We start from the raw sequence: 12,805 nt of genomic DNA on the forward strand, positions 1-12,805 counted from the left end.
GGATCAGCGGTTGTGCTGCTGCTCCTTCACGACGAGCACGCGGCATACGGTACCGGGCGGAGTGCGCCATTTGTGGCGGATGCCGCTCTCGTAATAGGTCGCGTCGCCCGCGTGCAGCAGCACCTCGGAGTCCTCCAGCACGACGATGATCGCGCCCTCGAGCACGTAGACGAACTCTTCCTCATCGTGTTCCCACCAGATGCCGTCATCGTCGAAGCTGCCCGAGAACACCATGGGCAGAAAACGCGCGCGATGCTGCGCGAGCACAGCCACCGGCCCGGTGCCGGCGTCGACCGGCGACCCGGACGACTGCCGGTACACGTGATAGTTGCCCTCGGGTCGGTCGGGTGTCTCGTCGGTCAGCAGGTCCTGCTGGGTGGTGCCGAGCGTGCGGGCGACGCGGAACAGCGACGCCATACTGAGCCGTTCCAACCCTCGCTCGACCTGGCTGAGGAAGGAATGCGACAGCCCCGCCTCCGCCGCCGCTTGCGTCAGGGTGAGCCCGCGGCGCTTGCGGAGTTCGCGGATGCGGGCGCCCAGGGCACGTGCCGCGGCGTCCAGGTCGGCGGACCGATCCGCCCGCACCGACGATGCCTCATCCGTGTCCGTCATGGGTGCAGATTACCGTCGCTCGGGCACTCGGACCGTTCGTCCGGTGCCGAACGTCGCGGCGCGACCAGACCCGGGGCGCGCGCGCCCCGTGCAGCGAGTGATCCATCACCCGGCTCGCTGTGCACCACACGCGGGAGATGCTATTCAGGAGGACGAACGTGACAGCTATCGACTACACCGCACTCGAAGCGGCGCTGGCCGACCTGCTCGGCCCACGCGGCGTGAGCAGCGACCTGCGCCAGCGCGAGCGGGCATCCGTCGACGGGGCCCGGATGTCGCCGATCATCGCCGAGCTGCTGCCGCTCGGCGTGGCCGATCTCGTGGCGTTCCCCACGACCGCGGAGGAGATCGCGGCGGCGGTCGCGATTGCCGCGCGATTCGGTGCGCCCATCACGCCGCGGGGCAAGGGGACGGGCAACTACGGTCAGGCGATCCCGATGACGGGCGGGCTCGTGATCGACACGTCGCGCGCGCGCACAGTGCACGGCGTGGACGGCGACACCATCACGGCCGACGCGGGGGCGCCGATGACCGCACTCGAGCAGGCGGCGCGCGCCGCGGGCAAGCAGCTCTGGATGTACCCGTCGACCGTGCACACCACGATCGGCGGCTTTCTCGCCGGCGGATCGGGGGGCACCGGCACGATCGCGCACGGCAGTAACGACATGGGCTTCGTCGTCGCCCTCGACGTCGTCACCCCCGTGTCGGACGGCGCGCTCGTGCACGTCGAGGGCGACGAGGCCCAGCGGTACGTGCACAACTACGGCACGGCCGGGATCATCGCGCGGGCGACCGTGCGCGTGGAGGACCTGCAGGACTGGCGGGGGCTGTACGCATCCTTCGACGACTTCTCCGGAGCGCTCTCGGTCCTGCGCGCGCTCGGCCGACTGCATCCGGCGCCGCGCCTGGTCTCCGCGGATACCCCGCACATCTCCGCCCAGCTCCCGCCCGACGACGCGTTCCCGCCCGGGCGCAGTTCGCTGCGGATGATCGCCGACGCCCGCACGGTGGCCGAGGCGACCGCGCTGATCGAGTCCGCGGGGGGACGCGTCGAGGACGTGCGCGAGGGTCCCACCGTGTCGGCCGCGATCTCGGTGCTCAGCTACAACCATCCGATCGAATGGCTGCAGAAGTCCGAGCCGGGGGTCTACTTCCACGTCGAGGTGTCGGGCGACGCGCTCGTCGACCGCATCGACGAGGTGCACGCCGTATACCCCGGAGGACTTCTGCACATCGAGGCCGGTCACACCGTGCCGATCGGGATGCTGGCGGGCGTGTACGAGAGTCCCGAAGCCGTGTACGCGGGAATCGCCGCGCTGAACGCTCTGGGGGTCGGGGTGCACAACCCGCACCAGTGGAACGTGGACTTCAAACTCGCGCAGACCGTCGAGCTCGCTCGAGAGACCGACCCTCGCGGATTGCTCAATCCGGGCAAGCTCAACCCCGACTACGCCGGCCCGACCAAGGGAGCCATCCGATGACCGCACCGTTCACCCCGCCCGGGCGCCGCTGGGACGACCTGTCGGGACCCTCGCTGGTGGCTGCGACATCGGACCGGTCGATCGCGGTCGTGCCGATCGGTGCCATCGAGCATCACGGGCCGCATCTGCCGCTGCGGACGGACGCGCTGATCGCCGAGGCGGTCGCCTCGGCGGCCGTCGAGCGGGTGGCCGCGCAGGGCGTCGATGCGTGGCTGCTCCCGACGATCGCGTACGCGAAGTCCGACGAGCACCACTGGGCGCCCGGAACGCTGTGGATCGAGGGCACGACCCTCCTCGACGAGCTGATCGAGATCGGTCGTTCCATCGCGATGACCCCGGTCCGAACCGTGGCGTTCGTCAACGGGCACGGCGGCAACGTGATGCTGCTCGGCTGGGTCAACCGCGAGCTGCGACGCCGGTTCGGGCTGCGATCGTTCTCGATGCCGGCGGGTGTCGGCGGCGCCGGCGACGGGGCGGACGGGCGCCCCGACGAGCTCGGTCAGGGGATCCACGCCGGCTTCGGTGAAACGTCCATCGTCATGCATCTCGCCCCGCACCTGGTCGCCCCCGAGATGCCGCCGCGCAACGTGCCGGAACGCATCGCGGCGATGACGCACATCGGGTTCAATCGGAAGCCGGTGATGTTCGGGTGGACGAGCGACGATTTCGGCCCGACGGGTGTCATCGGCGACGCGACGGGCGCGAACGCCGCGGCCGGTCGTGACCTCTTCGACCGCGGCGTGGACTTCGTCAGCGAAGCGCTCGTCGAGATCGACGGCTTCGAGTTCGGATAGGACGCACCATGGACACCCCTCCCGGCCGGCTCGTCATCGACGTGCCGATCATCGATCACCAGACGGATCCCGTGCAGTCCGACGATCCGGTCGACGACCCGTTGGCGTTGGCCGCCTCCTGGCTGCCCGCCGCGGGCGCCGACCGGATGCTGATGACGCTCTCGACCGTCGACTCCGACGGTTTTCCGCGTGCGCGGACGGTGATGCTCAGCGAGTTCGACGGTGAGCGCTTCTTCTTCCACACGGATGCGGCGAGTCGGAAGGTCGCCGATCTGGCGGCGGATCCGAAGGTCGCCCTGACGCTGCTCTGGCCGGGATTCACCCGGCAGATCGTCGTGCAGGGAACGGCCGAGGTCGCTCCCGAGGGCGAGGTCGCCGACGCCTACGCCACCCGCTCCGCCTATCTGCAGCAGCTCGCGTGGCTGAACACCGACGCATTCGCGCAGCATCCGAGATCCGTGCGTGAAGAGCGCTGGGCGGAGTTCGCCGTCCGCCATCCGGCGCCCGCGCAGCCGGAGAGCTGGGTCGGATACGCCGTGACCCCGCACCGACTCCTGTTCTGGGTCTCGAACCCGCGAACGGCGAGTCGCCGGGTGGAGTACACGCGTGGTGCGGCGGGATGGGATCGGCGCTACCTGCCCGGCTGATCCCGGGTCGTGCTTCTTCCGGGGAGTGCCCGTCAGGACAGCGTGACGAGCCGCGTGATGTCGTCGTCCGGGAGCGTGTCGGCGACCGCCGTCACCGAGACGCGATCGAGGTCGGCGCGTCCGGAGAGTACCGAGAGGAAGGCCGTGTCGGCCGCGTCGCGCCCCGTCGCGATCCGCACGAGCGTCGAGCGGGGAGCGAGGGTCGTCGCGTCGACCGCGCGCCACTCGCCATCGACCCAGGCCTCCGCGATCGCGTGGAAATCCATCGGATCGAGCCCGGGGGCGTACACCGACACGAGTCGCGCGGGAACGTTCCGCGCACGCAGCAGGGCGACGCAGAGGTGGGCGTAATCGCGGCAGACGCCCTGGCGGGCGAGCAGAGTGCGGGTGGCACCGTCGGTGGGAAGCGACGATCCGGGCACGTAGAGCAGACGCGTCCCGACCCAGGACGACACCGCCGCGAGCAGGTCGGCATCTCCCTCGATCCCGCCGAACTCCGCGGCCGCGACGGCGCCCAGAGTGTCGGACTCGGCGTACCGGCTCGGCCGGAGGTAGCGGATGGGGTCGGCGGGCTCTCCAACGACCGGCCCTGCCTCGCCATCGATCCGCGCCGAGTAGTCGAGCGTGAACGACCCGACGCCCGCGTGCACGCGGTGCAGTCGAGTGCCGTGCTGATCGGGCACCTCCTCTATCGGCACGTCGGCGCCGTCGAGCAGAACGCGGAATGATTCGGTAGCCGAATACCCCGCGCTGACCGCGACGGAGAAGATGAGCTCAGCCGGCTCGGTGATCGTGAGGGCGATGTGTGCGGAGACGTCCCGATGCATGCGCCCAGCGTGCCACGCCGGGCCGCTCGACCGTAACCGCTTGACCCCGGGCATCTCGCGCTCCGCGTGCGGGCCGGGGGTTCGGCGGCCGACCGCGGATTGCCGCGCATCGAGAAAGTGGACGCGCTCGTGCGCGGGCGTTCCGGGGCGTCGCAGCGGGCGAGTGGCGGAGTACCAGCGCCGGTTCCGGGAGGGTCACCCCGAGAGAGCGCGAGAGCAGGCCTCCCGGGCGACGCAGAAGTGGCGTGACAAAGACGCAGAGCGCACCTGCGCCCGTTGGACGCTCTGCAGCTGCAGAGCGTCATCAGGCCGACCCTGATGCGTGTCAGCGGTGATGAGCCGCGAACCTCGACCGGCAGCGTGAGCGCGGCCGCGAGGCAAGCCGACTACGAAAAGCCGACGGCGACGCGCCGGTTACTGCTTCTTGCGTGGTGGTCTTCCGGCAATCAGGAACACCGCCGCAGCGAGAAGGACTAGTGCGCCGATGAGTGTGATGAGCCACTGATTCGTTGACAGACCGATGAAGATGACAACTACGAAAGGCACCAGCGCGGCGATAATCGCCGTGTCGGTGAACTGGTGCTTCGGGAAGCTGTTCATCATTCGCATGCCGATATGACGTTGGCTCCGGCGACCATGAGTGCTCCAACTTCCGCGCCAAGCAGCAAGCCGGCGCCGACGCCGGCAAGTCCACCCGACGCTATCGTTGCCGCGCCACCTCCGAGGATGGTGGCTTCGATAGCAACGACCGTGCGCAGCTTGATGTTCAATCTGTTCCCCCGTGCCCCCGAGTATCAACTGCTGCTCACACTGGAGACCTCGAAGAAATTCCACAAGCAAAAGAAAAAGAACACCCTGGGACTTCGTGCACTTGTAACCTGCGGCTCTCCAACCGATGATGCCTCCACTTGCGAGGACTGCTGGAGCACGGAGCCGCAACTGCACTCCGTCGAGTGCGGCTCCTCCCCGAACTGGCGGCACCGGACTTGAGAGCCCGTACGTTTCTCGTTGCGCTCTGATTTGAACGGCTACGACTCGCGTGCTGTTCGCTCGGATGTGGCAGAGGTTACCGCAGATGCCCATACCCAGGCTTTGTGCTCGATGCCGGCCATCGTAAAGCGGATGGCCTCACGCCCGTTACCGCGCTAGAACAATGTTCTTTTCTTTGTGGATGTGCGCACGGTCCTCGATCAGGTCGCGGCGCAGCCGGATCGGGTTCCGTCGTCACGCGCGACCACTTGCAGTTGCGCTGAGCCCGTGTCGCGGGCTACTTGCCGAATGGTCGAGGCCGCGGTTTGATCCTCATCAACATCAACATCAACATCAACGTCAATTCTGATTCTCCCCCAGCACAACTCGCTCTGCGAGATCGCCGCATGCTCGATGCGGCATGGACAGTAACCCTCGCGAGCGACGCGGCTCGCGCAGATGTGCTGTCGAGTAAGTCGGGAGTTGTGGACACTTGCCGCGGGTGGATGTCCGCCAAAAGGTCGACATGCGGGAGGTCCTGTCTTGCGTCATGATTGGCCTCGACGGGTGTCGGGGGATGTGTCGCCGCCGCATTGGGGGAGCAATGAATTTATGTCGATGGACCGCAGCCGCATGTGCAGCGCCGCTGATTCTGACCAGCATCGCGGCCGGAGGGGCTGCCAACGCCGAACTGCGAGACGGGGCACTCGAAGAGCCTGATCTCATTGAGAAATCGGCGGACGAATCTTTTCATCTACTCGCCTTCGCTCATCCCGTCTCTCTGGAGTCCGCCACCTCCGTGACAAGCGGAGCCAACCTGCCAATCGAGGGATATCACTTTGAGAGTGAGTCCATCACTGGGGACTACTGGCTGGATGGAGGGCTCACCGTCGAGACCTTCCTCGACGAGGTCGTGGCAAGGACCGGGACCTTCCCGGAAGTCACAGCGGCATATGTCGATGCCCCGGCTTATGCAGACCGCCGGACGGCGAAACGGGGTGCCGAGGAGGCAGCACTGGGTGTAGAGCTACCCGTGTACGAAGCGCCCCCTGCAGACCCTTCCCTCGCAGCAGCATCGAGAGGTTCAGAGAAGAACTCTTCCGTGGCGGGTGAACGACTTGCTGCAACAGATACGTGGCAGCCTAACGACGCCGAAACCATGATCACGCCGATGGGGAGCAATCTCGCCATCTCCGCAAAGTACTCCTGGTGGGGTTTTGATCCCTACGCGTCGCCTCTTTCGATGGCCAACAGCTGGGGGATGGAGTTCCAGACCGACTTCTACTCCGCTAACCGTCCTTGGCCACCCGGAACACCTATCAACTTCCCTGGAAAGAACACGCGACCGAACTGCTCTGCCATGGACTACAAGGATTGGGGGGCCGCGTCAAATCAGCCGTTCGACTGGTTTGGCTGGGTAATCTCTGGGGATGATTATGTCGCGGCCCCTGGAAGTCTCGGCCTGTACGGGGACTATAACGACGCCACCGATCCATGCACAGTCAGTTCGATCGCGGTTGGCATGGCAAATCCACAGGCCATGCCTTGGAGCACCCTAGGGACGAATCATTTGGACCTCTACATCTACCCCAAGACAGGTCAAGCAGCACAAAGCCCTGTGGGCGCCATCGTTCAGCCGGTCAGTCGAAATTGGTGTGAAATTAACTCCTGGATGCCTCTCACAGACTGCATGGGTGTCACGCCGGGAACATATCCTGGCCCTGGTCCCACGCAGAGTCGGATGGTGCTCAACTCGGCCAATAACAACCTGGCGCCGAGCCTGTGCTGGTACTCCTCGGACTTCGGGACCGTGCCCGCTACATTCTGGGATTGCAGCAGCTTTTAGAGGGGAATGGGCTGATCGTCGATCCACGAGCTGTGCGCCACGCACCAACGTGGCTCGGGTGGGCTGCCTTGCTGGCCGCGCTTGCCGTGCCTTTCGCGATCTCACTCACGACGGTGATGGAATTATGGAAGGGGCGTTGCACTGAGGAGGTTTCATGGACCTTTGCTCCATTGCTCCTGAGTTGCGGAGTCCCATCGCCCCCCGCCTTAATCACAGGCTGGATGCTGACTGTAGTGACGGTTCTATCGGCTGCTGTTGCGATTGTGGTGGCAGGCATGGCCTCCAACCACGCGCGGTCTCCCTACCGCCGGAATCTATTCGGGGACATGTACTTTGCGGGTACGTTGCTGCTCGTCATCGCGACGGTTTCCTGTGCGATTGCTCTGACGGTGGAAAGTACCTGGGGGCGTGGGGCATGGATTTTCTTCGGCTCCGCGAGCGGCTTGGGAGTGATATGCGTTGCACTTGTTCTGAAGCCGCTTTTACAAGCGGTGCTCACGCCACGGCTCATAAACTGAGCGCTCGATGGCAGGCTCCGGGCGTCGCCGCGCGTCCGTGACGTCCCCGGAGTAGACGCATGTGCTCGCTACCCGTCACCATGTCCTGCGGGTTTACCCGTGGTGAGACACTCGACTCCCTTCCGACCTCGACCGCACGCGCGCAGGGGTATCGCGGCGGCCGAAGGAACGCGGATGTACACCGTGTCGAGTCTTGTGGCGTCAGTGCTCCACGGGGGAGAGTGGAGACGCGGGGGCGGCGCACGAGAATGGGACCGGCCCGGGCCGCTGCATCCGCCGTGTGATCGAGCCGAGAGACGTCCGCGACGAAGGAGTGCACATGTCCGACACCCGTGAATCCGACCTGCTGGCGGCGGTTCCCGACGGTCTGTACATCGGCGGCGAGTGGCGCGCGGCAGAGGACGGCCAGACGCTCACCGTGCAGGATCCGTCGACCGGTGATGTGATCAAGACGATCGCGTCCGCCTCCGTCGCCGACGGCAAGGCGGCGCTGGATGCCGCCGTCGACGCCTTCCCCGCCTGGGCCGCCACCCCCGCGCGGGTGCGCGCCGAAGTGCTCCGACGTGCGTTCGACCTGCTGCAGGCGCGCAAGGAGGACTTCGCGCTGCTGATGACCCTCGAGATGGGCAAACCGCTCGCCGAGGCACGCGGCGAGGTCGTCTACGGCGGCGAGTTCCTGCGCTGGTTCAGCGAAGAGGCGCCGCGCATCCAGGGGCGCTACGGCGCGAACCCGGAGGGCACCGGTCGCATGATCGTGTCGCAGCATCCGGTCGGCCCCTGCTTTCTCATCACGCCGTGGAACTTTCCGCTCGCGATGGCGACCCGCAAGATCGCGCCCGCGCTCGCGGCGGGGTGCACGGTCGTCGTGAAGCCCGCCGAGCTGACCCCCTTGACGACGCTCGCCTTCGTGAAGCTCCTCGAAGACGCGGGACTCCCGAAGGGCGTGGTCAACGTGATCACCACCGCGCAGTCCGGCGCCGTGTCCGAGCCGATCATCCGCGACCCGCGGTTGCGCAAGCTCTCGTTCACGGGCTCGACGCCGGTGGGGCAGAAGCTCCTCGAGCAGGCTGCATCCGGGGTGCTCCGCACCTCCATGGAGCTCGGCGGCAACGCCCCGTTCGTCGTGTTCGACGACGCCGACCTCGACAAGGCCGTCGACGGTGCGATCGCGGCGAAGTTCCGCAACATCGGCCAGGCCTGCACGGCCGCGAACCGGTTCATCGTGCACCGGTCGGTCGCAGAGGAGTTCGCGCGCCGGGTCACCGAGCGCGTGCAGGGCTTCGGCATCGGTCGGGGCACCGAGGACGGCGTGACCATCGGGCCGCTGATCGATGACCGTGCGGTGGCGAAGGCCACCGATCTGGTGTCGGATGCGGTGTCTCGCGGGGCGACGCTGCGCACCGGAGGAAAGCCCGTCGACGGGCCGGGCACGTTCTACGAGCCGACCGTCATCAGCGACGTGCAGCCCGGCAGCAGCATCCTCCGCGAGGAGATCTTCGGACCCGTGCTCGCGATCGTGCCCTTCGACGACGAGGACGACGCGGTGCGCCTCGCGAACGACACCGAGTACGGCCTCGTCTCCTACGTCTACACCGAGAGCCTGTCGCGCGGTCAGCGCATGATCGAGCGCCTCGAGACCGGGATGATGGGCCTGAACATCGGCGTCGTCTCGAACGCGGCCGCGCCGTTCGGCGGGTGGAAGTTCTCCGGCCTCGGCCGCGAGGGCGGCGCCGAGGGCATCCACGAGTACCTGCAGACGAAGTACACGCTCACCCCCGACCCGTTCGCCTGAGCCGCGTGGGCACCGCCGGGAGCCGCGACTCCCGGCGGTGCCGCGTCAGCGCACGCTGCCGCTGGTCAGCCCGCCGATCAGCCAGCGCTGCAGGAAGACCGCCGCGGCGAACACGGGGATGACTCCCATGACCGACGCCGCCGCGATCTTGCCGAAGTGCGGCGTGCGCTCACCGTAGAAGAGCGACAGCACCACCGGGAGAGTCTGCGCATCCGGGCTCTGGGTCAGGAACGTGGCCAGCAGGAACTCGTTGTAGTTCAGCACGCCCACGATGATGCCGACGGCCACCATGGCGGGCGTCACGATCGGAACGACGATCGAGAACAGGATGCGGAACGACCCGGCGCCGTCGATGCGTGCGGCCTCCTCGATCTCCTCGGGGATCTTCCGCAGGAAGCCCTCCAGCAACCAGATGCCGACCGGCACGTTCACCAGGGCGTAGACGAGCGTGAGACCCAGCAGCGTGTTGTTCAGGCCCAGCACCCGCAGCAACGTGAACAGCGGAACGACCGCGACGATCGGGGGCAGCAACCACGGACTCATGAGCGTCGCCGACAGGGTGCGGCCGCCGGTGCGGTACCGCACGATCGCCCACGCCCCCGGCACCGCGAGCGCGATCGTGAGCACCGCTCCGCCGATGGCCGCCACGAGCGAGTTGCCGATGCCCTGCAGCAGGTCCGAATCGACGAGGACGTCGGTCCAGTTGGTCCACTGCGCCGCGGCGGGGATCAGAACGCCCTGCCCCGTTTCGTTGCGCCCCATCAGCGACACCGATACGAGGTAGATCAGCGGCGTCACGAAGAAGACGAGCAGAACGACCAGGACGACCGTCGCGAGAATGCTGCGCGGGTTCGTTCCGGCACGGACTCGGCGATTCTCACTCATCTGCGGCCTGCCATCTCCGTGCGATCAGCGCGACCGGCACCGTGATCACCGTGACGACGACCGCGAGCAGCAGGGTGATGACCGCTGCCTTGCTGAGATCGAACTCCCGGAGCGCCGCCTGGTAGATCAGGTACGACGTGGTGGTGGTGGATTGACCCGGTCCGCCGGAGGTCATCATGAACACGAGATCGAACACCTTGAACGCCAGCACGAGCCGGATGAAGAACGCCGCGGCGATGACGCCGCCGACGGCCGGGAGGGTGATGTAGCGGAGCAGACCGAGACCGTGCGCGCCGTCGAGGCGCGCGGCTTCGAGGGTGTGCGGGTCCTGCGCCAGGAGCGCGGTGAACACGAGCAGTGCGATCAGCGGCGACCACTCCCACACATCCGCGACGGCGATACCCGGTAGCGCCCAGGTCGTCGACGACAGAGGCGCGATCGCATCGCGCGGCGCTCCGAAGAACCCCAGCACGGTCGCGAGCAGCCCGCCGCCGGGGTTGTAGATGAGCTTCCACAGGGTGCCGACGATCACCGGGGGAGTGATGAGCGGCAGGAGCAGGAGCGTGCGAACGAGCGAGCCGCTGCGCACCGCGCTGTGCAGGGCGAGAGCGGTGATGACGCCGAGGAGCAGGCTCGCGACCGAAACGCCGAGTGCATAGATGACCGTGCGGCCGAGTGAGGCGATCGTGTCGGCATCCGCGAGGACGGACTCGAACGTCTCGGTCCCCACCCACTCCTGGAAGGGCTTGCCGAGCGAGGACTCCGTCACGGCCGCGCCGACGATGAAGATCAGCGGGTAGACGCCGAGCACGAGCAGCGCGAGAACGCTCGGCCCCACGAACAGACGGTGCGCCGACGCCGGGCCCCGGAACCATCCGGAGCCGCGGCGCGGGCGCGCGACGGGAACGAACTCAGCCAAGAAGCTCTTCCCATTCGGCCTGGGTGGCGTCGAGGGCCTCCTGCGCCGTCGCCTCTCCGGCGATGAGCTTCGCGAGCTCGTCGGTCAGCACCTCCGCGGCCTGCGTCGCGTTCTTCCCGGTCGGCCAGGCGAGCGTGCCGTTCAGTGTCGCGCGGTTCGCCTCCTGCAGCGCCGGGTACGCGTCGCCGTACGCTTCGCTCTCCAGCGACGACAGGCGGTTGGGGTCGATGCCGGTCTGCGGGTCGGCCACCAGCAACTCCTCGTTGACCTCGCTCGAAGACGCCCACTCGATGAAGTCCTTCGCCTGCTCGGTCTTCTCGGTGTTGGCCGCGATCACCCAGGTGAAGCCGGCGACCAGCGACGCGCGCGGCTGCGTGTTGTCGCCGCCCACGGGTAGGAACGTGACGCCCCACTTGTCGGCGACGGTGGAGTCGGGGTTGATCTGCGAGCCGACGCCGAGGTCGGTCCAGTTCTCGATGAACGCCACCTTACCGGCGTACCAGGCGGAGTTTCCCTCGCCGAACGCGGTCTCGGCGGGAGTGGGGTACGCCGAAGCGATGGAGTCCGCGAGCGACTGCGCCGCCGCGACCGCCTCCGGAGTGTTGATCGTCGGTGCGCCGTCCGCATCCACGAACTCGCCGCCGAAGCCGGCGAGGCGGTTCGCGAAGCTCGCGCCGAGGATCAGGGGGGACTTCTGCCCGAAGATCACGTTGCCGTAGACGCCGTCGGCGCTCTCGTTCGCGGTGATGGTGCGGGACTGCTCGTTGTATTCGTCCCACGTGGTCGGCGGGGCGTCGAACCCGTTCCGGGCGAGGATCTCCTTGTTGTAGAACAGCACGTGCGTGTCGCCGTCGAACGGGAGACCGTAGCGCCGACCGTCGACGAGCGTATACGGGTCGTAGATCGAGGGGATGAAGTCCGCCTCGTCGATGCTCGGGGTGTCGGCGATCCAGTCGGTCAGGTCCTGAATCGCGCCGGCGTCGGCGAGGTCGCCGATCGACACGTACCAGGGCGCCGCGACGTCGATCGTGTTCGCGCCGGACTGCTGGTCGAGGGCGAGGGTGTTGCCGATCTCGTCGTACGGAACGATGACCGGGTTGATCTTCACGCCCGTCTTCGCCTCGTACTCCTCGGCGAGGAGCTTCGACGCTCCCTCGTGAGAAGAGATGAGGAGCACGGTGAGCTCGTCGACATCGCCCTCTCCGGAGGCGGATGCGGAACCGCCGGCGCACGAGGCGAGCGTCAGCGCGGCAACCGCCAGCGCGGCCGGAACGAGGATCGGGCGCCAGGAGCGCGCGCGGCGAGGGGTAGCGGACATGGGGGCCTCCAGTGGGCAGTCGGGACGCGCGGGGCTGTGGTCCGCACGGAGGAATTCTCCGGAGCCGCAGCGGGCGACGAGCGCGCCGTCGTAAAACGGGGTCACGTGACGACGCGGAACGCAATGAACCGGGCCACCGTGACCGTGTGTGTCGGAGCGGTAGCGGGCGGTCCCTCGTGCGCTGCTAGCTTTCCGAG

Annotated in this window: 12 protein-coding genes; 6 read left to right on the forward strand and 6 right to left on the reverse strand. The window is 67.4% G+C overall.

All coding sequences use genetic code 11. The features are described 5' to 3' along the window. Nucleotides 1–3 precede the first annotated feature (3 nt). Nucleotides 4–612 carry a helix-turn-helix domain-containing protein gene (locus tag LQ938_RS03760; protein ID WP_223721836.1) on the reverse strand — a complete coding sequence of 203 codons (609 nt, stop codon included), beginning with the start codon at nt 610–612 and terminating at the stop codon, nt 4–6. Nucleotides 613–770: 158 nt separating this feature from the next. Here LQ938_RS03760 and LQ938_RS03765 point away from each other — a divergent pair, with 158 nt between their 5' ends. The 3 genes from LQ938_RS03765 to LQ938_RS03775 are packed head-to-tail and all read left to right on the forward strand — an operon-like array spanning nt 771 to nt 3,534. Continuing rightward, entirely contained in the window at nt 771–2,093 is a 1,323-nt protein-coding gene (locus LQ938_RS03765; protein ID WP_223721837.1) for an FAD-binding oxidoreductase, read from the forward strand. Continuing rightward, on the forward strand, nt 2,090–2,887 hold the full coding sequence (locus tag LQ938_RS03770) for a creatininase family protein (protein ID WP_223721838.1): 798 nt from the start codon (nt 2,090–2,092) through the stop codon (nt 2,885–2,887). The genes LQ938_RS03765 and LQ938_RS03770 overlap by 4 nt, the downstream gene beginning before the upstream one ends. Before the next feature lie 8 nt (nt 2,888–2,895). Continuing rightward, the gene (locus LQ938_RS03775) at nt 2,896–3,534 is read left to right on the forward strand and encodes a pyridoxine/pyridoxamine 5'-phosphate oxidase (protein ID WP_223721839.1); all 639 of its coding nucleotides are present in this window, start codon (nt 2,896–2,898) and stop codon (nt 3,532–3,534) included. 32 nt (nt 3,535–3,566) lie between these two features. On the opposite strand, the gene LQ938_RS03780 is transcribed toward LQ938_RS03775, so the two are convergent. Together LQ938_RS03780 and LQ938_RS03785 are read right to left on the reverse strand one after the other, a co-directional pair. Next, entirely contained in the window at nt 3,567–4,361 is a 795-nt protein-coding gene (locus LQ938_RS03780) for a transglutaminase-like domain-containing protein (RefSeq protein ID WP_223721840.1), read from the reverse strand. A gap of 414 nt (nt 4,362–4,775) precedes the next feature. Further along, nucleotides 4,776–4,964, reverse strand: coding sequence for a hypothetical protein (locus LQ938_RS03785; RefSeq protein ID WP_223721841.1), 189 nt, complete (start codon nt 4,962–4,964; stop codon nt 4,776–4,778). Nucleotides 4,965–5,880: 916 nt separating this feature from the next. Between LQ938_RS03785 and LQ938_RS03790 the strand changes: the two genes are divergently transcribed. From LQ938_RS03790 to LQ938_RS03800, 3 genes are all read left to right on the forward strand, one after another. Continuing rightward, a complete protein-coding gene (locus LQ938_RS03790) occupies nt 5,881–7,176 on the forward strand; it encodes a hypothetical protein (RefSeq protein ID WP_223721842.1) in 1,296 nt (431 codons plus the stop codon). 221 nt (nt 7,177–7,397) lie between these two features. Beyond that, entirely contained in the window at nt 7,398–7,694 is a 297-nt protein-coding gene (locus LQ938_RS03795) for a hypothetical protein (protein WP_223721843.1), read from the forward strand. Nucleotides 7,695–8,013: 319 nt separating this feature from the next. Then, nucleotides 8,014–9,486: an NAD-dependent succinate-semialdehyde dehydrogenase gene (locus LQ938_RS03800; protein WP_223721844.1), complete on the forward strand. Its 1,473-nt coding sequence runs from the start codon at nt 8,014–8,016 to the stop codon at nt 9,484–9,486. A 45-nt stretch (nt 9,487–9,531) separates the two neighbouring features. On the opposite strand, the gene LQ938_RS03805 is transcribed toward LQ938_RS03800, so the two are convergent. The 3 genes from LQ938_RS03805 to LQ938_RS03815 are packed head-to-tail and all read right to left on the reverse strand — an operon-like array spanning nt 9,532 to nt 12,608. Beyond that, nucleotides 9,532–10,371 carry a carbohydrate ABC transporter permease gene (locus tag LQ938_RS03805; protein ID WP_223721845.1) on the reverse strand — a complete coding sequence of 280 codons (840 nt, stop codon included), beginning with the start codon at nt 10,369–10,371 and terminating at the stop codon, nt 9,532–9,534. Then, nucleotides 10,364–11,290, reverse strand: a complete 927-nt coding sequence (locus LQ938_RS03810) for a carbohydrate ABC transporter permease (protein WP_223721846.1) — start codon at nt 11,288–11,290, stop codon at nt 10,364–10,366. The genes LQ938_RS03805 and LQ938_RS03810 overlap by 8 nt, the downstream gene beginning before the upstream one ends. Continuing rightward, nucleotides 11,283–12,608, reverse strand: coding sequence for an ABC transporter substrate-binding protein (locus tag LQ938_RS03815; RefSeq protein ID WP_223721847.1), 1,326 nt, complete (start codon nt 12,606–12,608; stop codon nt 11,283–11,285). The genes LQ938_RS03810 and LQ938_RS03815 overlap by 8 nt, the downstream gene beginning before the upstream one ends. Nucleotides 12,609–12,805: the final 197 nt, after the last annotated feature.

The sequence above is a fragment of the Microbacterium sp. cx-55 genome, assembly GCF_021117345.1.
GTDB lineage: Bacteria > Actinomycetota > Actinomycetes > Actinomycetales > Microbacteriaceae > Microbacterium.